27 protein-coding genes and 1 pseudogene are annotated in these 23,013 nt (G+C 71.5%); 9 read left to right on the forward strand and 19 right to left on the reverse strand.

The annotated features are described in order from the left end of the window. The first annotated feature begins 54 nt into the window (after positions 1 to 54). Entirely contained in the window at positions 55 to 324 is a 270-nt protein-coding gene (locus tag ACFVX6_RS07790) for a DUF1876 domain-containing protein (protein WP_389689040.1), read from the forward strand. Between the two features lie 80 nt (positions 325 to 404). On the opposite strand, the gene ACFVX6_RS07795 is transcribed toward ACFVX6_RS07790, so the two are convergent. Next, positions 405 to 1,169 (reverse strand): ABC transporter permease, encoded by a 765-nt coding sequence (locus ACFVX6_RS07795; RefSeq protein ID WP_389689226.1) that lies wholly within the window; start codon positions 1,167 to 1,169, stop codon positions 405 to 407. Positions 1,170 to 1,225: 56 nt separating this feature from the next. Continuing rightward, positions 1,226 to 2,188 carry an ATP-binding cassette domain-containing protein gene (locus tag ACFVX6_RS07800; RefSeq protein WP_389689042.1) on the reverse strand — a complete coding sequence of 321 codons (963 nt, stop codon included), beginning with the start codon at positions 2,186 to 2,188 and terminating at the stop codon, positions 1,226 to 1,228. Between the two features lie 113 nt (positions 2,189 to 2,301). On the opposite strand from ACFVX6_RS07800, the gene ACFVX6_RS07805 reads away from it, so the two are divergent. Then, the gene (locus ACFVX6_RS07805; protein ID WP_389689044.1) at positions 2,302 to 3,063 is read left to right on the forward strand and encodes a TetR/AcrR family transcriptional regulator; all 762 of its coding nucleotides are present in this window, start codon (positions 2,302 to 2,304) and stop codon (positions 3,061 to 3,063) included. On the opposite strand, the gene ACFVX6_RS07810 is transcribed toward ACFVX6_RS07805, so the two are convergent. Continuing rightward, positions 3,041 to 3,286, reverse strand: coding sequence for a DUF397 domain-containing protein (locus tag ACFVX6_RS07810; RefSeq protein WP_389689046.1), 246 nt, complete (start codon positions 3,284 to 3,286; stop codon positions 3,041 to 3,043). The two genes, ACFVX6_RS07805 and ACFVX6_RS07810, sit on opposite strands and share 23 nt — an antisense overlap. Next, a complete protein-coding gene (locus ACFVX6_RS07815) occupies positions 3,283 to 4,107 on the reverse strand; it encodes a helix-turn-helix domain-containing protein (protein WP_389689048.1) in 825 nt (274 codons plus the stop codon). Before ACFVX6_RS07815 ends, ACFVX6_RS07810 begins: the two co-directional genes overlap by 4 nt. A 113-nt stretch (positions 4,108 to 4,220) precedes the next feature. Here ACFVX6_RS07815 and ACFVX6_RS07820 point away from each other — a divergent pair, with 113 nt between their 5' ends. Continuing rightward, complete coding sequence (locus ACFVX6_RS07820) at positions 4,221 to 4,613, forward strand: ATP-binding protein (RefSeq protein ID WP_389689050.1); 393 nt, start codon at positions 4,221 to 4,223, stop codon at positions 4,611 to 4,613. 25 nt (positions 4,614 to 4,638) lie between these two features. Here the strand turns inward: ACFVX6_RS07820 and ACFVX6_RS07825 are convergent. The 5 genes and pseudogenes from ACFVX6_RS07825 to ACFVX6_RS07845 all read right to left on the reverse strand — a co-directional run. After that, positions 4,639 to 5,428 (reverse strand): annotated as a pseudogene (locus ACFVX6_RS07825) (GNAT family N-acetyltransferase); the annotation flags it as partial. Positions 5,429 to 5,566: 138 nt separating this feature from the next. Continuing rightward, entirely contained in the window at positions 5,567 to 6,022 is a 456-nt protein-coding gene (locus ACFVX6_RS07830; RefSeq protein WP_389689052.1) for an SRPBCC family protein, read from the reverse strand. Beyond that, positions 6,019 to 6,543 (reverse strand): RNA polymerase sigma factor, encoded by a 525-nt coding sequence (locus ACFVX6_RS07835; protein WP_389689228.1) that lies wholly within the window; start codon positions 6,541 to 6,543, stop codon positions 6,019 to 6,021. Before ACFVX6_RS07835 ends, ACFVX6_RS07830 begins: the two co-directional genes overlap by 4 nt. 83 nt (positions 6,544 to 6,626) lie before the next feature. After that, on the reverse strand, positions 6,627 to 7,058 hold the full coding sequence (locus ACFVX6_RS07840; protein ID WP_389689053.1) for a DUF3995 domain-containing protein: 432 nt from the start codon (positions 7,056 to 7,058) through the stop codon (positions 6,627 to 6,629). A gap of 117 nt (positions 7,059 to 7,175) precedes the next feature. Beyond that, complete coding sequence (locus ACFVX6_RS07845) at positions 7,176 to 7,973, reverse strand: VOC family protein (RefSeq protein ID WP_389689230.1); 798 nt, start codon at positions 7,971 to 7,973, stop codon at positions 7,176 to 7,178. A gap of 152 nt (positions 7,974 to 8,125) precedes the next feature. On the opposite strand from ACFVX6_RS07845, the gene ACFVX6_RS07850 reads away from it, so the two are divergent. Then, a complete protein-coding gene (locus ACFVX6_RS07850) occupies positions 8,126 to 8,326 on the forward strand; it encodes a hypothetical protein (protein ID WP_389689055.1) in 201 nt (66 codons plus the stop codon). Here ACFVX6_RS07850 and ACFVX6_RS07855 read toward each other — a convergent pair. From ACFVX6_RS07855 to argS, 3 genes are all read right to left on the reverse strand, one after another. Next, complete coding sequence (locus ACFVX6_RS07855) at positions 8,255 to 8,755, reverse strand: hypothetical protein (protein ID WP_389689057.1); 501 nt, start codon at positions 8,753 to 8,755, stop codon at positions 8,255 to 8,257. The two genes, ACFVX6_RS07850 and ACFVX6_RS07855, sit on opposite strands and share 72 nt — an antisense overlap. Continuing rightward, positions 8,752 to 9,054 carry a hypothetical protein gene (locus ACFVX6_RS07860; RefSeq protein WP_389689059.1) on the reverse strand — a complete coding sequence of 101 codons (303 nt, stop codon included), beginning with the start codon at positions 9,052 to 9,054 and terminating at the stop codon, positions 8,752 to 8,754. Before ACFVX6_RS07860 ends, ACFVX6_RS07855 begins: the two co-directional genes overlap by 4 nt. Positions 9,055 to 9,157: 103 nt before the next feature. Next, positions 9,158 to 10,942 carry an arginine--tRNA ligase gene (gene argS, locus ACFVX6_RS07865; RefSeq protein WP_389689061.1) on the reverse strand — a complete coding sequence of 595 codons (1,785 nt, stop codon included), beginning with the start codon at positions 10,940 to 10,942 and terminating at the stop codon, positions 9,158 to 9,160. Between the two features lie 203 nt (positions 10,943 to 11,145). Between argS and lysS the strand changes: the two genes are divergently transcribed. Then, a complete protein-coding gene (gene lysS, locus ACFVX6_RS07870; RefSeq protein WP_389689063.1) occupies positions 11,146 to 12,882 on the forward strand; it encodes a lysine--tRNA ligase in 1,737 nt (578 codons plus the stop codon). A gap of 66 nt (positions 12,883 to 12,948) precedes the next feature. On the opposite strand, the gene ACFVX6_RS07875 is transcribed toward lysS, so the two are convergent. The 3 genes from ACFVX6_RS07875 to ACFVX6_RS07885 all read right to left on the reverse strand — a co-directional run bounded on the left by ACFVX6_RS07875 (position 12,949) and on the right by ACFVX6_RS07885 (position 16,271). Then, entirely contained in the window at positions 12,949 to 14,328 is a 1,380-nt protein-coding gene (locus ACFVX6_RS07875; RefSeq protein WP_389689065.1) for a DUF2637 domain-containing protein, read from the reverse strand. Positions 14,329 to 14,472: 144 nt separating this feature from the next. Further along, positions 14,473 to 15,258: a DUF3558 family protein gene (locus ACFVX6_RS07880; protein WP_389689067.1), complete on the reverse strand. Its 786-nt coding sequence runs from the start codon at positions 15,256 to 15,258 to the stop codon at positions 14,473 to 14,475. Positions 15,259 to 15,416: 158 nt separating this feature from the next. Then, the gene (locus ACFVX6_RS07885) at positions 15,417 to 16,271 is read right to left on the reverse strand and encodes a DUF3558 domain-containing protein (RefSeq protein ID WP_389689069.1); all 855 of its coding nucleotides are present in this window, start codon (positions 16,269 to 16,271) and stop codon (positions 15,417 to 15,419) included. A gap of 171 nt (positions 16,272 to 16,442) precedes the next feature. Between ACFVX6_RS07885 and ACFVX6_RS07890 the strand changes: the two genes are divergently transcribed. Together ACFVX6_RS07890 and ACFVX6_RS07895 are read left to right on the forward strand one after the other, a co-directional pair. Next, positions 16,443 to 17,636, forward strand: a complete 1,194-nt coding sequence (locus ACFVX6_RS07890) for an RtcB family protein (protein WP_389689071.1) — start codon at positions 16,443 to 16,445, stop codon at positions 17,634 to 17,636. A gap of 543 nt (positions 17,637 to 18,179) precedes the next feature. Then, positions 18,180 to 18,749: a polysaccharide deacetylase family protein gene (locus ACFVX6_RS07895; protein ID WP_389689073.1), complete on the forward strand. Its 570-nt coding sequence runs from the start codon at positions 18,180 to 18,182 to the stop codon at positions 18,747 to 18,749. Between the two features lie 11 nt (positions 18,750 to 18,760). Here the strand turns inward: ACFVX6_RS07895 and ACFVX6_RS07900 are convergent, their stop codons facing one another. Next, positions 18,761 to 19,522, reverse strand: coding sequence for an SDR family NAD(P)-dependent oxidoreductase (locus ACFVX6_RS07900; RefSeq protein WP_389689075.1), 762 nt, complete (start codon positions 19,520 to 19,522; stop codon positions 18,761 to 18,763). Positions 19,523 to 19,584: 62 nt separating this feature from the next. Continuing rightward, on the reverse strand, positions 19,585 to 19,920 hold the full coding sequence (locus tag ACFVX6_RS07905; RefSeq protein WP_389689077.1) for a YnfA family protein: 336 nt from the start codon (positions 19,918 to 19,920) through the stop codon (positions 19,585 to 19,587). 105 nt (positions 19,921 to 20,025) lie between these two features. Here ACFVX6_RS07905 and ACFVX6_RS07910 point away from each other — a divergent pair, with 105 nt between their 5' ends. Continuing rightward, positions 20,026 to 20,523, forward strand: a complete 498-nt coding sequence (locus ACFVX6_RS07910; RefSeq protein WP_389689079.1) for a hypothetical protein — start codon at positions 20,026 to 20,028, stop codon at positions 20,521 to 20,523. Positions 20,524 to 20,643: 120 nt separating this feature from the next. Here the strand turns inward: ACFVX6_RS07910 and ACFVX6_RS07915 are convergent, their stop codons facing one another. Together ACFVX6_RS07915 and ACFVX6_RS07920 are read right to left on the reverse strand one after the other, a co-directional pair. After that, complete coding sequence (locus ACFVX6_RS07915; protein WP_389689081.1) at positions 20,644 to 21,393, reverse strand: Mut7-C RNAse domain-containing protein; 750 nt, start codon at positions 21,391 to 21,393, stop codon at positions 20,644 to 20,646. Positions 21,394 to 21,435: 42 nt separating this feature from the next. Next, positions 21,436 to 21,867, reverse strand: coding sequence for a winged helix-turn-helix transcriptional regulator (locus ACFVX6_RS07920; RefSeq protein WP_389689083.1), 432 nt, complete (start codon positions 21,865 to 21,867; stop codon positions 21,436 to 21,438). Between the two features lie 169 nt (positions 21,868 to 22,036). Here ACFVX6_RS07920 and ACFVX6_RS07925 point away from each other — a divergent pair, with 169 nt between their 5' ends. Then, a complete protein-coding gene (locus ACFVX6_RS07925) occupies positions 22,037 to 22,933 on the forward strand; it encodes an NADP-dependent oxidoreductase (protein WP_389689232.1) in 897 nt (298 codons plus the stop codon). The last annotated feature ends 80 nt before the right edge of the window (positions 22,934 to 23,013 follow it).

Raw genomic sequence — 23,013 nt, forward strand, 5'->3', positions numbered from 1 at the left:
CCGCTCGGGCGCACCCTGGAGGCAGGGTGCACCGAACCCCGGAGGTGATGCGCCATGACCACGCTCGTCGGGTGGCATGTGGAGCTCGAATTCACCGAGGAGGGCCACCGAACCAGTGCGGCGGCCCTGGTCAGACTCGGGGACGGCTCCGAGATACGGGCGCACGGCTACGCCATGCGTCACCCCTCCGACCCGGAGCAACTGAAGGTCGGGGAAGAGATCGCGGGTGCTCGCGCGCTGATGGACATCGCGTCCCAGATGCTGCAGAAGGCCCACTCGGAGATCGACGCGGCGACGGGACGGCACTCGTACCCGCTGCACTGAGGCGTCGCGATTCGGGCGCGGTGTGCCGTGTCGGCGCACCGCGCCCGCCCGCGTCGCCTGCCGCCTACCGCGTCCGCCGCCTACCGCGTCCGCCGTTCGAAGAGGACGGCCGCCAGGGCCACGGACACCACGCCGATGGCCGCGCACCACGCCAGGGCCACCCAGGGGGCGTCGCCCGCCGGCTGGGCGAGGAGCAGGGCCCGGAGGGACTCGATCACCGGGGTCAGCGGCTGGTGGTCGGCGAAGCCGTGGAGCCAGCCGGGCATGGTGTCGATGGGGACGAACGCGCTGGACGGGTAGGGCAGGAACATCATCAGGAAGGTGAAGCCGCCCGCCGCCTCCGGCGTCCCGGCGAGCAGCCCGAGCGTCGCGGCCAGCCACGAGATCGCGGTGATGTACGCGACCAGGAGCGCGGCCGCGGCCAGGAAGCCGGGCAGCGAGGCCCGGGGACGGAACCCGATGGCGAGGGCGACGGCCAGGACCAGGCCCGTGGACACGAGGTTGCGCAGGACCGAGGCCGCGACGTGCCCGGCCAGGATCGGGACGCCGCCGATGTCCAGGGACCGGAAGCGGTCGATCACGCCTTCCTTCATGTCGGTGGCGACGCTGACGGCGGTGCTCGCCGCGCCGAAGCCGGCGCAGAGGAGCATCGCTCCCGGGACCACGTAGGTCACGTAGGTGGTCCCGGTGTCGATGGCTCCGCCGAAGAAGTAGACGAAGATCAGCATCAGCATGACCGGCAGCATCAACGCCGTGATCAGGACGTCCGGTTGGCGGCTGCTGATGCGCAGGCTGCGCCCGGTGAGGGTGTGGGCGGCCGCGATGGCGCCGGGGCGGGTCGTCACGGACGCGGGTGCGGAAGTGGGTGCGGGCGTGATCGCCGGAGTGGTCGTGGAAGTGGTCACGGAGCGGCTCCCGTCAGGGTGAGGAACACGTCGTCGAGGGTGGCGCCGCGGACCGAGAAGCGGTCCACGGCCGTGTGGTCGGGGTCGAGTTCGTCGAGCAGGGACCGGACGTGGGCGGCGCTGCCGTCGGTGGGCAGGCTGAGGCCGAGCTCCTCCGGTGCGAGGGTGAGGCCCTCCGCGACGGCCACGGGTTCCCCCGCCGAGAGGCGGAGCGCGCGCGGGGCCAGTGCGTCGTAGGCGGTCCGGCTGGCGAGGGTCAGGTCGAGGCGGTGGCCCGCCACGCGCGACTTGAGTTCCCCAGGGGTGCCTTCGGCGGCGATCCGTCCGCCGGCCAGGACGGCCACGCGGTCGGCGAGGCGGTCGGCCTCCTCCAGGTACTGGGTGGTGAGCAGCACGCTCGTGCCGTCGGCGCGCAGTTCCCGTACGAGGCCCCACAGGTCCTGGCGGCTGCGGGGGTCGAGCCCGGAGGTCGGCTCGTCCAGGAAGATCACTTCCGGTCGGGAGACCAGGCTCGCGGCGAGGTCGAGGCGGCGGCGCATGCCGCCCGAGTAGGACTTCGCCGTGCGCGCACCGGCCTCGGCGAGCCCGAAGCGTTCCAGCAGCTCGTCGGCCCGGGCCCGGGCCGCGCGCGGTCGCAGTCCGTGGAGCCGGCCCATCATGCGGAGGGTCTCGGCGCCGGTCTGGAGCTCGTCGACGGCCGCGGACTGCCCGGTGAGGCTGATGGAGCGGCGTACGAGGGCCCGTTCGGACGCGGTGTCGCGGCCCGCGACCCGCGCGGTGCCGGAGTCGGGCTCGGTGAGGGTGGCGAGGATCCGGACGGTGGTGGTCTTCCCGGCGCCGTTGGGGCCGAGGAGGGCGAGGACGCTGCCGCGCGGGACGGCGAGGTCGATGCCGTCGAGGACGCGCAGGGCGCCGTAGGACTTGGTCAGGGCGGTGGCGTGGATGCCGAGGTCGTCCATTGCGGACTCCGATCTGCGTTCTGCGTATGGGTTACGCGCCATTGCGTAAGTAATACACAGAACTAGGATGTGCGTCAACGACTCATGAGGGACGACAGGGGGAGGGAGCGGCGATGGCGAACGAAGCGGAAGACGACGGCACCGGGCTCCCGGCGAGCCTGGCGATGGCCTGGGGCCTGCGCGAACGCCCCGGCAAGGGGCCGCGCCCCACCCTCACCCTCCAACGGATCGTGGACGCGGCGGTGGCGCTGGCCGCCGCGGAGGGGATGGACGCCGTCTCCATGGGCCGGGTGGCCAAGGAGCTGGGCGTCTCGACGATGTCCCTCTACCGGTACGTCACGGCGAAGGAAGAGCTGTACATCCTGATGGCCGATGCCGGCGTCGGCACCCCGCCGGAGCCGTCCGGGGTTTCGGGCTGGCGGGAGCTGCTGACCGAATGGGCGTACGCGCAGCGGGCCGTCCTGATGGCCAACTCCTGGATCGTGCGCATCCCGCTCACCGGGGCGCCGGTCAGCCCCAACCAGCTCGCCTGGATGGAACGCGGGCTCGCGGCGATGGCCGGGACCGCCCTGAGGGAGGGCGAGAAGGTCTCGGCGATCATCCTCATCGGTGGGCTGGTCCGCAACGAGGCGACGATGGTCGCGGACATGATCGCCGCCATCGTGAAGTCCGGCGTCTCACCGGATCAGGTGCTGGGTCAGTACGTACGCACCCTGCGCCTGATGACGGCCCCGGACACGCACCCGGCGGTGACGCGCCTGCTGGAGTCCGACGCGTTCACGGGCGCGGACGAGCCGGACTTCCAGTTCCGCTTCGGCCTGGACCGCATCCTGGACGGTCTGGCCGCGCTGATCAGCGAGCGGTCCACTCCGTGAGGGTGGCCCAGGCGGCGGGGGTCAGGTCCAGCACGGGTCCGTGCGGGACCTTGCTGTCGCGGACGTGGATGGTTCCGGGGCAGGTGGCGACCTCTACGCAGGCGGCGTATTCGCCGTCGCTGTACGTGGACTTCTGCCAGGCGATGGCGACTTCCAGGCAGGCGCCACCCTCGCTGCCGCTGTAGCTGGACTTGAACCACTTCAGGGCGGTCGTGGGGCTCATGGCTCTCCTAGCAGGCGGTCCAACAGGCCCCGCGTCTGCTCGGTGTTGAGGGCCTGAGTGCGCAGCATTGCATACTTGCGCGCCAGGATACTGACCCCATCCAGGGCCGAGATGAGCTGGCTGCCGCGCTGGGTTTCTGTGTAGCCGAGGTGGTGGTGGTCCGGTGTTTCCAGCAGGATGAACGGGCCGTCGAGTCCGGCGTGCGAGGTGCGCCCCAGAGGCATCACCTGAAGGCTTAGGTCCGGCAGATCGGCGCACTCTCGCAGGTGGCGCAACTGCTCCACGTGGACCTCGTCACCACCGATCCGGTCCCGCAGGACGGCTTCCCAGATGACGAAGCTCAGCGTCGGAGGAGTCTCGCGGTGAAGGATCGCCTTGCGGGCGACGCGCAACGCGGTCAGTGACTCGATCTCCGCTTCCGGGTGGGCCGGTACCCGGCAGGTGATGACCGCCCGGGCGTAGTTCTCCGTCTGGAGGAGGCCCGGTACGACCTGGTTGTCGAACCAGGAGAGCGCGATCGCACCGTCCTCCAGCCTCAAGTACTCCTCTGCCCACGGCGGGGGACCGTCCACGGAGGGCATCCCGTGGGCCGCGACGGCCAGAATCCCCGGCAGCCCCAGATGCAGATCCATCAGCTCCGCGACATTCGGCATCAGCGCGCGACGGCCCTGCTCGATTGAGGCGATGGTCTCCGCGTCCAGATTGATCAGCTCTCCGAGCTGTTTCTGGGTCAGGTTCTTGGCTACTCGTGCGGCGGCCACCATCTGCCCCACCATCTTCATGGTGGTCGCGTTGGGCCGTGCGCGCTTCTTTGGTGGCATGACAGCGAACTCCCCACCCGCGTGCGTGGACTACCCCGCTCCGACCCGTACTCAACAAGGAGTACGGGTTGGAGCAGAGTCCCACGCTAGTGACTGCGCGCGACGATCGGCACGTGAATCTGCATACTCAACCCGCCCTGGTCCAGGAGCGCCTCTACCTGCGCTCACCCCAAACCATCAGCGCAGCACGCCACTTCACACGTGACACCTTGGCCGCATGGGGCAGGGCCTCCCGGCAGGACGACGTGTTGCTCTGCGTGAGCGAGCTGGCGACCAACGCGCTGCGGTACGGGGTCCCGCGTGGGCGGGGCTACCTGCTGCGGCTGCTCACCTACGACGGGACGGTCCGCGTCGAGGTGCACGACAGCGGGCCCGGGCTGTCGCGGATCCGGGAACGGCCGCCGGGGCGGGGGCTGTTCCTGGTCGGGGCGCTGGCCGATGCGTGGGGGGTGCTGCCGCGGGCTCCCGGGAAGGTCGTCTGGTGCGAATTCCGGGGGCTCGGCTGATCTCTCGTCGAGCCGCCGCAGGGAGGCGAGTGAGCGTGCTCGGGGCGGTGCCACCGAGGTGGATCGAGCCCAGGTCGCGTATGTCCAGGGACAGGTCGGGCTCCCGGTCCGTCGGGATGTAGTCCGCCTTGCCTTCCCGGACGGTCAGCAGGTAGCGGCCGTGTTCGCCGAGGAACGGGTCGTCGACGTCGAGGACGAGTTCGCCGTCCGTGAACCAGCCACGTGCGGTCAGCGCACGCGGGACGTCCAGCAGCCGCACCCAGAGCCAGTCCATCTCGCCGCTCACCTCGCCGGCGCGGAAGTCCGCAAGCTGCCGGCGCAGCGGGTGCTCGGGCGGAACGTGCTTGAACACGACCTGAGAGACCAGGTCGTGTCCGAGAGCGAACCGGGCCAGGGCTGCGAAGACGGCGGCGTCGGTGGCGATGGTCTCGTCGACCGTCAGGGTGCCGGACTCGACCGAGTCGTTGGCCGAGTCGGCCGCCGGGGCGCCCGCCACGGTGCGGGCCCGGGACCGGTGAGGGCGGCCCGGTGGCGCGGCACCGTCAGCCGCTGCGTGTAGGTGGCCGGTCCGTAGCCGAACCTGCCGTAGATCGGGGCCTCGGAGGCCAGCAGCACGGAGAGGAATTCTCCTCGGGCCCGCAACTCGGTGAGCTGGTGCCGCATCATCGCAGGGCGAGCAGGCAGCGGTCCATTTCGAGCGCCGACCACCAGAGCCCGCCGCCCTCTGTCGGGGTTTCCGGGAAGCGCCCGAACGCGGCATGGACCGTGTCGACGAAGACGTCGAGATCCTTGTCGGTCGTGGAACGGATCTCCATGCTGCCGCTGCCTCCTTGGGATACCGGCACCACGCCCCGTGGTGTCCGGCCACAGTGCAGCGTTGACCCGTGGCCCGGTCAAACGAATTACGGCTCAGCCCGCGGCCGTTGACAGTGCTCCGGTCCCATCGGGCCGCTTCAGGCGCTGACCCGGCCCGCCAGACGGGCCATCGCGACCCGGAGTTCGCGTTCCGCGCCCAGGGGGACGATCGCCGCGCGGCCGGGGACGCGTACGCCGCCCGTCAGGGCTGCGCGGGTGCCGCCGTCGGAGGTCGGGGCGGCGGCCATGCCGATGATCAGGAAGCGGCTCTGGAGCCAGCACCAGCCCGGGCGCAGGACGCCGTGGAAGTGGGCCCGCAGGCCGTACTTGCTGCGCGCCAGGGCCTCCACGCGGTCGCCCGTGACCCGGAGCACGCGCACGCTGCGCATGTCCGGCTGGAAGCGGCCGAACTCGCCCTCCAGGTCCGACATCACCGCCCAGACCGCCTCCAGGGGGGCGGGGAGGTTCGCTTCGACGACCCGGGCTCCCGGGACGCCGGCCACCATGATGCGGAGGCGGGCGACCGGGTCGACCGGATCCACTTCGTACGTCATGAGAACCACGCCTTCCGGAAGCTCGTACGGGCCCGGTGCAGCCGGGACTTGGCGGTGCCCGGCGGGACGCCGAGCAGGGCGGCGGCGGACTCCTCGTCGAGGCCTTCGACGTCACGGAGTACGAGGACGGCCCGGTGGGCGGGGGAGAGGCGGGCCAGGACGTCCTCGATGTCGGCGGCCAGCTGCGGGTCGTCCCGGCCGGGTACGTCGGCCAGTTCCGCCGGGCGGTCGCGGCCCGCGCGCCGGGCCGTGCGTACGGCCTCGCGGACCGCGATGGACCGGACCCAGCCGTACAGGGTCTCCGGGTCGCGGAGCGAGCGCAGGGACCGGAAGACCGCGAGCAGGGCCTCCTGCGCGGCGTCCGGGCCGTCCGCGAGGGCGATCGGGTGGCAGATCCGGGCGATGTACGGGGTCAGGTGGTCGAGGAGGTCGTGCAGCGCGAGGGTGTCTCCGCCCCGGGCCGCGCGCGCGAGGGCGACTCCGCGGTCGCGGGCGGCGGCGGTGAGGGGGCCGCCCCGCAGCCCGCCGGGGGACCGGCCGGGAAGCCGGTCGGGAAGCCGGTCGGGAAGCCGGTCGGGCACGGGGTCCACCGGGGTCACCGGCTTCACCGCGCCCGTGCCAGCCGGGCCGCGGCCCAGCCGAAGCCGAGGCAGGCGGGGGTGTACAGGGCGAGGTTGAGCGTGCGGAAGGGGCCGTCCGCCGGGCTGTCGAGGAGACCGGCGGCCCAGCCCAGGCCCGCGAGGCCCCGTACGGCCAGCCCGGCGGCGACGGCGGCCGTCACCAGGCGGGCGGGCCGCCCGGCCCGCCCGTGCGCGTGCGCGAGCACGGCGGCGGCGCCGGTCAGGGTGAGCGCGGCGAGCGGCAGGACGACGGGCGGGCCGAAGGACACCTCGGAGCCGAGCACGGCCAGGGACAGGTTCCGCTCGTCGGGGGCGGGCCAGGTCAGGCCGGTGGCCCAGTACAGGTGGACCAGCCCGTCGGCGGCGAGCAGCGCGGCGAGCGCCCGCCCGGTGCGCCTGCGTGTCGAGTCCTTCATCGTGTGCCCCCTCGGTGGTGGAACGCTCCGACAACGTTCCGGCACACAGAGGAGGAGGCCCACGGGGGAAACGTTCCCTGTGGGCCCCGTCACATCAGGGCGTCGGCGGTGGCCCGGTCAGGCGGGCTGCTCCGGGGCGCTCGCCGTGATGATCGAGAAGCCGCCGCCCTGCGGGTCGGCTAGGACGGCCATCCGGCCCGCCACCATGTCGAAGGCGGGAGCGAGGACCGTGCCCCCGGCGCGGACGGCGGCCGACTGGACCTCATCGACGTCATCGACGTGGAAGTACGGCATCCAGTGCGGCGGCACCCCCGGCGGAAGCTTGTCCATGTTCATCATCCCGCCGACCGCGCGGCCGCCGACCTGGAACTCCGTGTACCCGTCGGCGCCCGGCATCGCGGACTCGACCGTGGTGACGGGCAGGACGGAGGTGTAGAACGCGATCGCGGCGGGGATGTCGCCGGTGGTCAGCTCGTTCCAGATGAGCGCGCCGTGCTCGTTGACGATGCCCGCTCCGTCGAAGCTGCCCGCCTGCCACAGACCGACGACGGCGCCGGTCGGGTCGACGATGACGGCCATCCGCCCGAGGTCCATGACGTCCATCGGGCCCATCATGACCGTGCCGCCCGCGTCGGTGACGGACTTGAGGGTGGCGTCGATGGCGTCCGTGGCCAGGTACGTGGTCCACACGGTCGGGGGCATCGGGTCGGGGACGGTGCCGTCCGGGTTCATCGCCTTCATGATCCCGGCGACCGGCTTGCCCTTGAGGGTGCAGACGGAGTACCCGCCGGTCTCGGGCGGGCCGATCTCGCCCTGCCAGCCGAAGAGATCGGCGTAGAAGTCGATGGCGGCCTGCTGGTCGCGGACCATCAGGTCGATCCAGCAGGGGGTGCCGGCCTTGTAGGGGCCGTTCATGTCGGGCACGGGGCCCTCCGTGGGGGTGGGTAGGGGATGGACGGCCCGTCCCCTACCCGGCAGGGTTGGCCGGAATCGGCCCGTCCGGGTGAAGCGGTGGTGGCTACGCGGTATCCGCCGCCGGAACGTCGCCCGGGTGCCAGGCTTGCCGCATGGCCGACTTGAGTGTCCGAGGAGTGTCCGAAGAAGTGCTCGCCGAGCTGAAAGCACGAGCCGCCCGCAACGGCCAGTCGCTGGAGGCTTACGTGCGGACCTTCCCGGAGGACGTGGCCAGGGCGACTTCAGCGCAGGACGCGCTTGCCCGCGATGAACGCGGCGAGGTCACTCACGCCGAGCACCCGGACGTCCTCTGAGGCGCCCGGCAGGGCATCCCGGTAGGCCGAGATGTCTCGCGGGTCGGAGGTGACGATGACGGCATGCGGATGCCGGGCGGCGATCACGACGGCGAGTGCGTCCACGGCGGAGGGCCGCTTTTCGGCCGGGATCGCGGCTGCGGCGAGGATCCGGCCGGCCCGCTTGGCGTCGTCCTCCACGTGACCGGCCAGACACACACCGCACGACAGCGGTGCGGAGGAACGTACGCCGAACACCGTGCACTGGGGGACGGCGCGGGTCAGGGGGGTCCACTGGCCCGGGCGCCAGGCCTGCGCCAGCACGGGCAGCGGCACGACGGGAGGGTGGTCCTGTTCGGTCAGGTACTGGTGCAGGCGCCGGGCGTGCTGTTCGGCACGGTCCAGCGCGACCAGCATGCCGGTGTCGTACACGAAGACGGGATTGCTCACGCGGCGGAGTCCCGCGCCTCGGGCGCGAGGGCCCGGGCGATGCCCGCCCGTACGGCGGCCATGTCGGCCTCGTCGAACTCCTCGTCGTGGCCCTGCGGCGGAGACATCGCCTCGGTCGCCGCAATGTCCGCGTCGATGTCCGCGAAGCGGCGGGCGACGAGAACGTCCTGGTCGATCTGCCTCAGCACGGCCGCCGTGACGTACGAGGAGACGTCGATCCCCATCGCGTCGGCGTGCTCCTTCACTTTCGTGCGCAGCGCCGCGTCCATGCTGATGCTGAACCGCTCCTTGGGGGCCATGGAGCGAGCGTAGCACGCCGTGTTACGGCTGGTGGGGGAATTGCCGAGGCCCCCGCCTCCCGGTGGGGGAGGCGGGGGCCGCCGGTGCGCCGTAGCCCTGGTGTCAGAGCTTCTCGGGGGTGCGGATGCCGAGGAGGGACATGCCCTTGCTGAGGGTGCGGGCGGTCAGCTCGCACAGGAACAGGCGGTTCTCGCCGACGACGAGCTCGGGCTCGGGCTTCACGACCGGGCACTGCTCGTAGAACGTCGCGAACAGCGAGGACAGCTGGTAGAGGTACGCGGCCACCTTGTGCGGGGCGTGCTCCGCGGCCGCCTCGGCGATGAGCTCGCCGAAGTGGTCCAGGTGCAGGCCCAGCGCGCGCTCGGCCGGCGCCAGCTCCAGCTCCGGGTGCGCGACCGGCTTGCGGTCGCCCGCCTCGCCCGCCTTGCGCAGGATCGACTTGATCCGGGCGTACGCGTACTGGAGGTACACGGACGTGTCACCGGTCAGCGAGACCATCTGGTCCAGGTCGAACTTGTAGTCGCGCGAGGCCGAGGTGGACAGGTCCGCGTACTTCACGGCGCCGATGCCCACGTACTGGCCGTTCTCGACGATCTCTTCCTCGCTCAGACCGATCTTCTCGGCCTTCTCCCGGACGACGGCCGTGGCCCGGTCGACGGCCTCGTCGAGGAGGTCCACCAGCCGGACCGTCTCGCCCTCACGGGTCTTGAACGGCTTGCCGTCCTTGCCCAGCACGGTGCCGAAGGCCAGCTGCACGGCCTTGACCTCGTCGTTCAGCCAGCCCGCCCGGCGCGCCGTCTCGAAGACCATCTTGAAGTGCAGGGACTGCCGCGCGTCGACCACGTAGATCAGCTCGGTCGCGCCCAGGGTGCCCACGCGGTCACGGATCGCCGAGAGGTCGGTCGCGGCGTAGCCGAAGCCGCCGTCGGACTTCTGGACGATCAGCGGGGTCGGGTTGCCGTCCGGGCCCTTGACGTCGTCGAAGAACACGCAGAGCGCGCCGTTGGAACGGACGGCCACGCCCGAGTCCTCCAGCAGCTTGCAGGTCTCCACCAGCATGTCGTTGTAGCCGGACTCGCCGATGACGTCGGGGTCCTGGATGTCCATGTCCAGCTTGTTGAAGACGGAGTAGAAGTAGATCTTCGACTCGTCCACGAACCGCTGCCACAGCGCCAGGGTCTCCGGCTCGCCCGCCTGGAGGTCCACCACCCGGGCCCTGGCCCGCGTCTTGAACTCCTCGTCGGAGTCGAAGAGCGTGCGCGAGGCCTTGTAGAGGCGGTTCAGGTTGGACATGGCCTCCTCGCCGGAGACCTCACCGCCGTCCTCCGCCTTGTGGTCCAGCTCGTGCGGGTGCTCCATCAGGTACTGGATGAGCATGCCGAACTGGGTGCCCCAGTCGCCGATGTGGTGGCGGCGGACCACCTTCTCACCGGTGAACTCCAGGATCTCCACCATCGCCGCGCCGATCACGGCGGACCGCAGGTGGCCGACGTGCATCTCCTTGGCCACGTTCGGCTGCGCGTAGTCGATCACCGTCGTACCCGGCTTGGCGGCGAGCGGCACGCCGAGGCGGTCGTCCGCGGCGCGGGCCGCCAGGGTCTCGACGATCGCCCTGTCGGTGATCGTGATGTTGAGGAAGCCGGGGCCCGAGACCTCGATCTCCTGGATCAGGCCGGCGGTGTCGATGCCCTCGACCACGGTCGTCGCCAGCTCGCGCGGGTTGGCCTTGGCCTTCTTCGCGAGCGCCAGGATGCCGTTGGCCTGGAAGTCGGCCCGGTCGCTTCGTCGCAGCAGCGGGTCGCTCGCACCGGCGTCCGGCAGGGCGGAGGCGAGTGCGTCGGCGACGCGCTGGTTGACGGAAGAAGCGAGGGAAGGGACCGAGGCCATGAGCTGCCGTTCCTGTGAGGTCGTGCCTGAGGGTGCACTGGGGGTTCCGATTGGGGTTTCAGACAAGGACCGAGTATCCCACGCGAGGGCTGTCCACATCCCGGGATATACCGGGGACCAGGCGGCACCGATAAACCGCAGAGCGCTCTGTTCCCGTCTGGGAGAATGGCGAGAAGCCAGCATTCGAGAACGAAGGACGTGTCGTGGCTCAGAGCGCCCCGAGCAGCACCGAGACCGACTGGGTCTCCCGTTTCGCGGACGAGGTCATCGCCGAGGCGGAGCGCCGAGCCCCCGGTAAAACGATCGTCGTCGCGTCCGGCCTCTCCCCCTCCGGCCCCATCCACCTGGGCAACCTCCGCGAGGTCATGACCCCGCACCTGGTCGCGGACGAGATCCGCCGCCGGGGCCACGAGGTCCGCCACCTGATCTCGTGGGACGACTACGACCGGTACCGGAAGGTCCCGGCCGGCGTCCCCGGCATCGACGAGTCCTGGGCCCAGCACATCGGCCGCCCGCTGACCGCCGTGCCCGCCCCGGCCGGATCCGCGTACCCGAACTGGGCCGAGCACTTCAAGGCCGCCATGGTCGAGGCACTGGCCGAGCTGGGCGTCGAGTACGACCCGATCAGCCAGACCGAGCAGTACACCGCCGGTACCTACCGCGAGCAGGTGCTGTTCGCGATGAAGCACCGCGGCGACATCGACGCGATCCTCGACCAGTACCGGACCAAGCAGAAGCCGGGCGGCAAGAAGCCGCAGCAGAAGCAGGTCGACGAGGCCGAGCTCGAGGCCGCCGAGGGCTCGGGCGCGGCCGCCGAGGACGACGGCAGCGTCGGCGAGGGCGGGTACTTCCCGTACAAGCCGTACTGCGCCGAGTGCGGCAAGGACTTCACCAAGGTGACGTCCTACGACGACGAGACCACCGAGCTGACCTACGTCTGCACCGAGGACGAGTTCACCGAGACGGTCAAGCTCAGCGAGTTCAACCGCGGCAAGCTGGTCTGGAAGGTCGACTGGCCCATGCGCTGGGCCTACGAGGGCGTGATCTTCGAGCCCTCGGGCGTCGACCACTCCTCGCCCGGCTCTTCCTTCCAGGTCGGCGGGCAGATCGTCGGCATCTTCGGCGGCGAGCAGCCGATCGGACCGATGTACGCCTTCGTCGGCATCAGCGGCATGGCCAAGATGTCCTCCAGCAAGGGCGGGGTCCCGACCCCGGCCGACGCGCTGAAGATCATGGAACCGCAGCTGCTGCGCTGGCTCTACGCCCGCCGCAAGCCGAACCAGTCCTTCAAGATCGCCTTCGACCAGGAGATCCAGCGGCTCTACGACGAGTGGGACAAGCTCGAGGCCAAGGTCGCCGACGGCTCCGTGCTCCCCGCCGACGCCGCCGCCCACTCCCGCGCCGTACGCGTCGCCTCGCACGAGCTGCCGCGCACCCCGCGCCCGATGGCCTACCGGACGCTCGCCTCGGTGGTGGACATCACCGCCGGACACGACGAGCAGACCCTGCGCATCCTCAGCGACCTGGAGCCGGAGCGGCCGCTGACCTCGCTCGACGAGGTGCGCCCGCGCCTGGACCGCGCCGAGAACTGGATCACCACCCAGGTCCCGGCCGACCAGCGGACGCTGGTGCGCGAGGAGGCCGACGTAGAGCTGCTGTCCTCCCTGGACGACGAGGGACGCGAGTCCCTGCGCCGCCTCGTGGACGGCCTCGACTCGCACTGGTCGCTCGACGGCCTCACCACGCTCGTCTACGGCGTGCCCAAGGTGATGGCCGGCCTGGAACCGGACGCCAAGCCGACGCCGGAGCTCAAGGTCGCGCAGCGCACGTTCTTCGCCCTGCTGTACCGGCTGCTCGTGACCCGGGAGACCGGGCCGCGCCTGCCCACGCTGCTGCTCGCGGTGGGGGCGGAGCGGGTGCGCAAGCTGCTCGCCGTCTGAGGACGTGAGACATGAGAAGGGCCCGCACCCCCCGGGGGTGCGGGCCCTTCCTCTCTCATGTCCGGGTCACGCGATGTGCTCGTTCTCCAGCTCGGTCTGGTAGCGCTGCTTGAGCTGCGGGAAGATCTTGCGGATCAGCGAGGCGCTGCGCGGATGCACCACTCCGTACCGGTCGGCCAGCAGTATGTCGAGCTGCTCGGCCGTCAGGACCTCGCCGTTCTCCTCCAGATGGGAACGGAAGACCTCGTACGCCGCCTCCGCGAACTTCACGTCGTCGTCGCTCGGCGGCTCGCCCTCCGGGAAGACCTCCTCCTGGCGGGGACCCGGTATCGGCAGCTCCTGCGGGAACTCGTCCTGTACCGGCTGCACCGGCTCCTGCTGCTCCGGGCCGGTCGGGGGCATGACCGGGGTCGGCTCCAGGCCCTCGACGTACTGCGGGTTGTAACCGCCCTCGTACGCGGCCTGCGGCGCGCGGGGCGCCGCGAACCAGGCGCTGTTGTGCGCGGCCGGCATGGCGGTCGGGTCCACCACGAAGGGGGGCGCGTCGGGGTGGCCCTGCGGGGCCTGCGCTCCGCCCGGGCCCTCCGCGTACTGCGGCCCGGGCCCGGCGAGCTGGTGCTGCTGCGTGGCATCACCAGAGGCGTCTGCGGAGGCCTCGGCCGGAGCCGGCGCGGCCAGGGCCGTCGCCGGCTGCGGTGCACCCTCGACGCCCGCCACGAGCGCCGGAGCCATCGGTTCCGCGGCCGGGGGCGGCGGGATGAGCAGGGGGTCGATGCCCGCCGCCGCCAGGCCTTCGGGGGCGGTCTGGGAGAGGGGGACGCCTATGCGGGCCAGGCGCAGCGGCATCAGGGCCCCGACGGGGGCCTTGCGACGCCAGGCGCGGCCGTAGCGGGCCTGCAGGCGGGCCTGGTAGATCAGACGGTCCTGCTCCATGCCGACGGCCTGCTCGTAGGAGCGCAGCTCCCACAGCTTCATCCGGCGCCACAGCTTGAAGGTGGGGACGGGGGAGAGGAGCCAGCGCGTGAGGCGGACGCCTTCCATGTGCCGGTCGGCGGTGATGTCCGCGATCCGGCCCACCGCGTGGCGGGCGGCTTCCACGGTGACCACGAAGAGGATCGGGATCACCGCGTGCATGCCGACCCCGAGGGGGTCGGGCCAGGCGGCCGCGCCGTTGAAGGCGATCGTCGCCGCCGTGAGCAGCCACGCCGTCTGGCGCAGCAGCGGGAACGGGATCCGGATCCACGTCAGGAGCAGGTCCAGCGCGAGCAGGACACAGATGCCCATGTCGATGCCGATCGGGAAGACCAGCGAGAAGGAACCGAAGCCCTTCTTCAGGGCCAGGGCGCGCACGGCGGAGTACGAACCGGCGAATCCGATCCCCGCGATGACGACGGCTCCGGCGACCACCACACCGATCAATATCCGGTGCGTACGAGTCAGCTGCATCGCGGCCACCCGCGATCCCCTCCCCTTGTCGAGCTACGGCAGGGCACAGCGTACGCGCGTACGGGGGAAGGGGACGTCGGCGGTCCGGTACCGGGGCCGTGGGCACCGGTACGGACCGCCGACGGCGCGGTGCGCCCTGAGGTCCTAGGAGTTCGCGGGCGAGGGCTGCTGCTCGGGCTGCGCCGACTGCTCCGGCTGCTTCGCCTCGTTGGCGGCCGCGACCGAGGCCACGGTCTCCTTCGTCGCCGCGATGGCGTCCTGGAGCAGCTTGGCCTGGTCAGGGGCGGCCGCGCCCTCGTAGGCCGTGCCGTTGTAGTCGAGGGTGATGACGACGTTGTGCGTGCGGGCGACGACCGAGGTGTTGAAGAAGTCGCCGTCCTTCTTGGTGGTGAAGGTGACGGAGGTGGCCTGGTCGCCGATGCCGCCCGCCTCCTCCGGCTTCACGTTCTCCGCGCCCTCGACGGCCTTCGCCTTCTCGACCTGCTTGGCGTACTCGTCCTCGGCGCGCTTGCTGCCGGTGCCGACCGAGGCGAGGGAGTCGTAACGGACCAGGGAGATCGAGAGCCAGCGGTACTGCGAGCCCTTCAGACCGGCCTCGTCCAGGCCGTTCCAGGTGCAGGTGGCCCGGCTGGCGAGGTCGTTGGACTTGGCGGCGGTGCCGTTGGTGTCCTTCGCCTTGGGGACGATCGTCTCGATGGTCTTCGCAGCGACCGCCTTGCACGGCTCCGGCAGCGTGGAGTACACGGCCTTCTCCAGCGCCTCCTTGGAGGGCTTGGAGCTCGGCTGGGCGGACGAGGACGCGTCGGACTTCTTGCCGCTGTCGGTGCCCGACTTCTTGCCCGAGTCGGACGAGCAGCCGGCGACCGTGAGGATCACCGGGACGGCTGCGCAGGCGAGGACGCGGGTGAGGCGCGAGGCTGATCGGTGCATGATTCCTTCAGACGTTGTGGGTCTTCGTGCGGTCTTCGTGCAGGCTCGTCCGGGCCCTTTTACGGGCGCGGGACCCGAGCAACGGTAGCCCGACCCGGCGCCCGGATGCTGTGTGCGCCGTCACGAAGGGCCCGCACGCCCCCCTGGGGCCGGACCGGCTATTCGTTGAACCGCTCCACGAGGGCCTGTGCCAACTGCCTTGCCCTGTCCTGGGTTTCACCGCTCGGAGGGATCGCGCCGGGCAGCGCGGGCTGGACGCTGTACTCGACGGTGACGATGACATTCGAGGTACGGAACACAATGCGGACGGTGCGCGCCTGGGTGGCGGTGGCGCCGGCGGCGGCGAGCTTGTCGTCGAGGAAGGCCTCGTTGCCGAGCCCTTCGAGCACGCGGGAGCCGAGCTCGGGCGCGGGGGAGGGGCTGCCGCTCGCACCCGGGTCCGTACTCGCGCCGGTACTCGCGCCCGTGCTCGGCGTCGGCGCACCGGGCGTGGGCGCACCGGGCGTCGGTGCCCCGGACCCGGAGGGCGTCGGGCTCGTCGACGGCACCGGGGCGGGCAGGTTGGCGGCGGTGAGCTGGCGGCCGTAGACCTGCCGCGCCTTGTCGTCGTCGCTCGTGGTGGCCCGGTCGTACGAGACCACGCGCTCGAAGCCCACCGACAGCAGCCGGGTCTCGGTCGGCGTCTGCGCGGTCCAGCGGCAGCCGACGCGCCGGTCGGCGTCGTACGAGGCGTCCGCGACCCCGGCGTAGAGCGCCTCGCGGGCCTCGGGGGCGAGGGCGTCGGGGGCCGGAAGCATCGCCTTGACCTTCTTGGCGTCGGCGGCCTTGCAGGGCATGGGCAGGCTGCGGTACTTGCCGGGCTGGGCGCCCGTACCGGCGTTCGCACCGGCCTTCGCGTCGATGGTCGTTCCGGATCCGCCACCGTCGGTGCAGGCGGTGAGGCCGGCCGCGAGGGCGGTGAGCATCGCGATGGCTGGCAGGACTCCACGTACTCGTACCGTCTTGCGCTGCACGTTCCACCGGCTCCCTTCGGGAAAATGCGTTGCCGCGGCTGGGGCGCGGATGGACACAATGTCTATCGCACACGCTGGTGCCGGCGCCGGTCTCATGTCGCATTTGAGGCCATGAGCGAGGCTTTTTGCGTTGAGAGATTTTTGTGGTGTTGACGGGGTGTTGAGGGTGAAATGTCATACGTAGAAGTGCCCGGGGCGAAGGTCCCCATCCGGATGTGGACCGACCCGGCGTCGGTCGAGGACAGCGCGATGCGCCAGCTCCAGAACACCGCGGGCCTCCCCTGGATCAAGGGTCTCGCCGTCATGCCGGACGTCCACTACGGCAAGGGCGCCACGGTCGGCTCGGTCATCGCCATGAAGGACGCGGTCTGCCCGGCGGCGGTGGGCGTGGACATCGGCTGCGGCATGTCGGCGGTGAAGACCTCGCTGACCGCTAACGACCTCCCGGGCGACCTGTCGGGCCTGCGCTCGCAGATCGAGAAGGCGATCCCGGTGGGGGCGGGGATGCACCGGGAGGCGGTGGATCCGGGGCGGTTGTACGGGTTCTCGGACCGGGGGTTCGGGGACCTGTGGGAGCGGTTCGACCATGTCGCGGACGCGGTGAAGTTCCGGCGGGAGCGGGCGCTGCGGCAGATGGGAAGCCTCGGAGCCGGAAATCATCATATTGAGCTCAATTTGGACAATCAGGGTGTGGTGTGGCTGACTCTGCATTCCGGCTCCCGAGGCATCGGCAATCAATTGGCCGATCACCACATCGGCATCGCACGGGGGCTTTCGCACAATCAGGGCCTCATTGACCGCGACCTGGCCGTGTTCCTCGCTGCGACCCCGGAGATGGCTGCTTACCGCCACGACCTCTACTGGGCGCAGGAGTACGCCAAGTACAACCGGGCCGTGATGATGAGCCTGTTCAAAGAGGTCCTGCGAAAGCAGTTCCGGAAGGCGAAGGTCTCCTTCGAGCAGGAGATCAGCTGCCACCACAACTATGTGGCGGAGGAGCGGTACGACGGAGTGGACCTGCTGGTCACCCGTAAGGGCGCGATCCGCGCCGGCAGCGGCGAGTACGGGATCATCCCGGGCTCGATGGCCACCGGCACGTACATCGTGAAGGGCCTCGGCAACAAGGCCGCCTTCAACTCGGCCTCGCACGGCGCGGGTCGGCGGATGAGCCGGACGGCGGCCAAGAAGCGGTACACGGCGCAGGACCTGGCCGACCAGACCAAGGGCGTGGAGTGCCGTAAGGACTCGGGCGTCGTGGACGAGATCCCGGCGGCGTACAAGCCGATCGAGCAGGTCATGGAGCAGCAGCGGGACCTCGTGGAGGTCGTCGCCAAGCTCAGGCAGGTCGTCTGCATCAAGGGCTGAACGCGAGAAGGGGGCACCGGATGTCCGGCGCCCCCTCGGGACTGCGGTTACTGCGGTGGTGCGACGACGCGCGGCGCGGCGGGGCGATCCTCATGCCCGCGGGACGGACCCAGCCTTGGATCGATTCCGCGTTCGCCTTCTTGTGGGTGAGGGCGAGGCGGTCGGCGGCTTGATGGTCAGGGATTCCTTGCCGTACGGGATGCCGAGCTCGTTGACGATGGTCCTTGCTTCGAGTGAGCAGACGGACCAGGTTGCCGAGTGGGCGCGTTCAGCGAAGTTCGTACTCCGGACGCGCTCGGTGATGGAGCCGGCACCGGACCCTTGGACTCCGGAAGTGAAGTGTCAACCGGGGGATTGACGCTGGAGTTGGTCTAGACCAAGGTGTGCCGCATGTGGAGATCTCGTGCGGTGCTTGCCGCGTTCGCGTCGTTGTCGCTCACCGTTGGTGGGGCTCAGGCCGCCGGGGCCGCCGGATCCGGGGCCGCCGCTCCGGCTGCCGTTGCGGGCTCGCGGGGTGTCGGGCTGCCGCCCGTCGTGTCGCGTGTGCCGACCTCCGAGAAGGTCGTGTTCATCACCATCGACGATGGGTGGGCGCACGATCCCGCCGTCGCCAAGACGCTCGTCGAGCAGCGGGTGCCCGCTTCGCTGTTCCTGCTGCCGGGGGCGACCTCGTACGACGCCCAGTACTTCACCGGGCTGGTCGAGCAGGGGCGGGCGGTGAACGTGGAGAACCACACCGTCAATCATCCCGATCTGACCGCTCTCGACGCCGCCGGCAAGGACGCCGAGGTGTGCGGGGCCGGGGAGCAGCTCGCCGCGACGTTCGGGCGGGAGCCGAAGCTGCTGCGGCCGCCGTACGGGGCCGTCAACGACGACGTGCGGCTGGCCGCCAAGGCGTGCGGGGTCAAGGCGCTGATCACGTGGACGCACGACTTCACGACGTGGGGCGAGACGCCGGCCACGCCGCAGCTGCAGGCCGGTGACATCGTGCTGCTGCACTTCACGCCGACGCTGGGTGCGGACCTGAAGCGGGCCCTGGGCGCGGCGAAGGCCGCCGGGCTGAAGCCGGCGGCCTTGATGCCGCACCTGAAGAGTGCCGGGTTGGTCCCGTAAGGGAGTACCGGTTACAGCTCGCGGTGGAGCTTGGTGTTCGACGCCTGGGCGCGGGGGCGGACCACCAGGAGGTCGATGTTGACGTGGCTGGGACGGGTCACCGCCCAGGTGATGGTGTCGGCCACGTCGTCGGCGGAGAGGGGCTCGGCCACGCCGGCGTAGACCTTCTCCGCCCGCTCCGCGTCGCCGCGGAACCGGGTCTTCGCGAACTCCTCGGTCTTGACCAGGCCCGGGGCGATCTCGATGACGCGGACGGGCTGGCCGACGATCTCCAGGCGGAGGGTCTCGGCGAGGACGCGGGCGCCGTTCTTGGCGGCCACGTAGCCGGCGCCGCCCTCGTAGGTGGCGTGGCCGGCGGTGGAGGAGAGGACGACCACCGTGCCGTCGCCCGAGGCGGTCAGGGCCGGGAGCAGGGCCTGGGTGACGTGGAGCGTGCCGATGACGTTGACCTCGTACATCGTGCGCCAGTCGGCGGGGTCGCCGGTGGCGACGGGGTCGGCTCCGATGGCGCCGCCGGCGTTGTTGACGAGCACGTCGCAGCGTTCGAGGGAGGCGGCGAGGGCGTCGACGGCGGTGCGGTCGGTGACGTCGAGGGCGTGGGCGGTCGCCTCGTGGCCCGCGGCCGTGATCTCGGCGGCGAGGGCTTCGATGCGGTCCTTGCGGCGGGCGGTGAGGACGACGTGGTAGCCGGCCGCGGCGAGCTGCCGGGCGGTGGCCGCGCCGATGCCGCTGCTCGCGCCGGTGACTACGGCGGTTCGGGTGGCCGTGCTCATGCTGGCTCCTCGTGCGTTCGTACGGGTGAGTGCTGGCCAGCATAGGCGGGTCGCCGTGCAGGTCACCGGCCGCGCGGGGCGTACATGATCACTGCCGTGCCGGCGAGGCAGATCAGGGCGCCGGCGATGTCCCACCGGTCGGGCCGGTAGCCGTCGGCGACCACGCCCCAGAGGAGGGATCCGGCGACGAAGACCCCGCCGTAGGCGGCGAGGACCCGGGCGAAGTCGCCCGTGGGCTGGAGGGTGGCGACGAACCCGTAGAGGCCGAGCGCGATGACTCCGGCGCCGATCCAGGCCCAGCCCTTGTGCTCGCGGACGCCTTGCCAGACGAGCCAGGCGCCGCCGATCTCCAGGAGTGCGGCGAGGGCGAAGAGGGCGGCGGAGCGGGCGATGAGCATGGCCGGAACCCTATGCGGAGCGAATGCGCGACCGGGGGAGGAGGGCTCGCCCTCATTCGTGTGATGGTCCGACCATTGCAGGGGCGGGAGGGCTAGCGTCCGCGCGTGGAGGTGGTCGCGGTGCGCCGAGGTGCCGTACGGAGTGTGGTGATGGCCGGGCTGCTGGTGCTGCTCGGAGGGCTGGGGAGCGGTGTGGGGAACGCCCGCGCCGGGGCCGGGCCGGAGGCCGACGTGGCCTATCACGGGCGGGTCGCCCTGGACGGGAGCCGGCTGCGGCTCCTGCTGGTCCCGGAGAACGAGGGCCCGTCCGCCCTGGCGAACGCGACCGTACGGCTGCGCCTGTCGGCCGACCTCGCGAACCGGCAGGAACTGGCGGAGGGCTGTGCGCGGGCCGGGCTGCGCGAGGTGGTGTGCGAGACCGGGGAGCTGCCGCTGCACGGGCGGGGGCGGCACATCGGGCTGGTGCTGCGGCTGATGGAGCCGGCTGCGGAGGTGGTGGTGCGGGTCGACACGTGGTGGAACGGCGGGGCGACCGACCGGAACCACGCCAACAACGAGCACGTGGTGCTGGCCCTGGACACGGGGGACACGTACGCGTTCTGAGTCGAGTCGCCCGTGGCCGGGCCCGTCCGGGGGCTGACGCGTCTGTGGTCGGGGGCCGGGTTCGTCCGTGGTCCGGACCGGCCGTGGCCGGGCCGGTCTGTGGTCCGGCCCGGCCGTCGTCTACGGCGTGCCCACGCCGCCGAACTCGGCGACGGCCTCGTCGACGATCCGCTCCAGCCGGGCGTGGTGGGCGCCGCGCCAGTAGACGCGCTCGCAGTCGGTGCACTGGGCGAAGACCTCGTACGAGCGCTGCGTGCCGCTCTCCAGCCGGTCGCCGACGCTGTCCTTGTCGGCCTCGCGCAGGGTTCCGTTGCACGCGGTGCAGCGGGTCCACGGCGCGAGGGTCGGGGCGAACCGGCCCAGGATGTCCCGGACCTGCTCGTCGGGGTTGTCGCTGTAGACGTACGCGCCGGCGAACAGCTCGCGGCGGCGCAGCAGTCCGCGGTCGCGGGAGAGCAGGACGCGCTGCTCGGCGGCGGAGCGGGTGGCCAGGGCCGGGTCGCCGATGTCCTCGTTCTCGTACGCGGCGTCCACGCCGAGCAGCCGCAGACGACGGGCGAGGGTGCCGAGGTGGACGTCGAGGAGGAAGCGCAGCGGTGTGGTTCCGGGGACGCCGGGGAGGTGCTGGGGGCGGTCGACACCGAAGACCTCCACGGATTCGCCGGCCCGGGGCACGTGGGCGAGCGGCGTCTCGGCGCCGTCGACGAGGATCCGGCCGACTTCGGTGAGCGGGACGCCGGCCGATTCGACGACGTGGCCGAGGCTGGAGACTCCGTCGGTGGTGGTCGGTACGCGGGTGCCGCGGCGCGCGGGCGCGGCGAACACGTGCAGTTCGGGGGCGAGGGTGAGCTGAATGCCGGGTCCGTTCACGGGGCCCAGCATGCCATCGAGGGGTGGGGTGCGGCGGCGGATTTACGCGGCCGCGTCGTCCGGGTCCGCGGCCGCCGCGTCGTGCAGTTCGCGGTGGGCGTTGACCTCGTCGAAGTGGTTCTCGGCCCACTCCTTCACGGAGCTGAGCAGGCAGCCGAGGTTGCCGCCGAGTTCGGTGAGCCGGTAGTCGACGCGGAGGGGGACGGTGGGCGTGACGGTGCGGGCGACGAGGCCGTCGCGTTCCAGGGAGCGCAGGGTCTGGGTCAGCATCTTCTGGCTGACGCCGGGGATCTTGCGGCCGAGCTCGCTGTAGCGCATGGTGCGGTCCTCGGCCTGGCCGAGTGCGCTGACGATGAGGCCGACCCACTTGTCGCTGATGCGGGCCAGGAGTTGGCTGGTGGGGCACTCCTTGAGGAAGGCGTCGTAGGCGGCGCGGGCCTCTTCGCGGCGGGCCTCGGCGGTACGGGTGGCCATGGGTGCCCCACTTCCGGGTCGGGTACGCACTCCGAGGTACGTACTTACGATTCGAGAGTAACTCTCCTTAGGTTAGTTCTCACCGGGAACACCGGAACGAGAGAGCGAGCCTGCGGAAGAGGCGATGACGATGAGCAGCACCAGCACCAGCACCAGCAAGACGACGACGATGGCGGCGGCAGTGGCCGAGGGCTTCGGCGGACCCGAGCGGGTCGAGGTCGTGCAGGTGCCGATCCCGCAGCCGGGTGCCGGGCAGGTCCGCGTACGGGTCCGGGCGGCCGGCCTGAACCCGGTCGACGGCGCGGTACGGGTCGGTGTCTTCGGCGGCGAGGGGCAGCGGCTGGGCTTCGGGTGGGACGTGGCGGGCGAGATCGAGGAGCTCGGTGCGGAGGTGAGCGGCTGGGCGGTCGCCGACCGGGTGGTCGGCCTGCACTACGGGACGGTCAAGCCGCTCGGTACGCACGCCGAGTACGTGGTGCTCGACGCGTCGGCGCTGGCGCCGGCCCCGGCGAGCGTGGACGACGTGACGGCGGCCGCGCTGCCGCTGAGCGGCCTGACCGCCGCCCGTGCGGTGGACCTGCTGGAACTGGCCCCGGGGGCTTCGGTCCTGGTCACGGGCGCGGCGGGGGCGGTCGGCGGGCTCGCGGTCCAACTGGCGGCGCGGGCCGGCTATGTGGTGACGGCCCTGGCGGGAGCCGATGACGAGGAACTCGTACGGTCCCTGGGCGCGGCCCGCTTCGTCCCGCGCGGCGGGACTCCGGCCGCGGCCGTGGACGGCGTCGTGGACACGGCGGTCATCGGCGGTCCGGCCCTGGCCTTCGTCCGCGACGGCGGCGCCTACGTCGGCTTGATCCCCGGCGCGGCCCCGGCGGCGGAGCGGGGCGTCCGCGTGGTGGAGCAGGAAGTCGCGGCGGACGGTGCCCACCTGGGCCGCCTGGTGACGCTGGTCGACGCGGGGGAGCTGGCGCTCAGGGTGGCGCGCACCTTCCCCCTGGCGGAGGCCCCGAAGGCCCACGCCCAGCTCGCGGACCCTGGCACGCGCGGCCGCATCGTCCTGACGGCCTGAGCTGTCGCCCCGACGGGCCGAGCAAGCTCTGACCTAGCTCTGACGCACGGCCCGAGGGATGCTCCGACCCACGGCCCGGG

Origin of the sequence: Streptomyces sp. NPDC058289 (genome assembly GCF_042880975.1) — a bacterium.
In the GTDB taxonomy this organism is placed as follows: domain Bacteria; phylum Actinomycetota; class Actinomycetes; order Streptomycetales; family Streptomycetaceae; genus Streptomyces; species Streptomyces stoeckheimensis.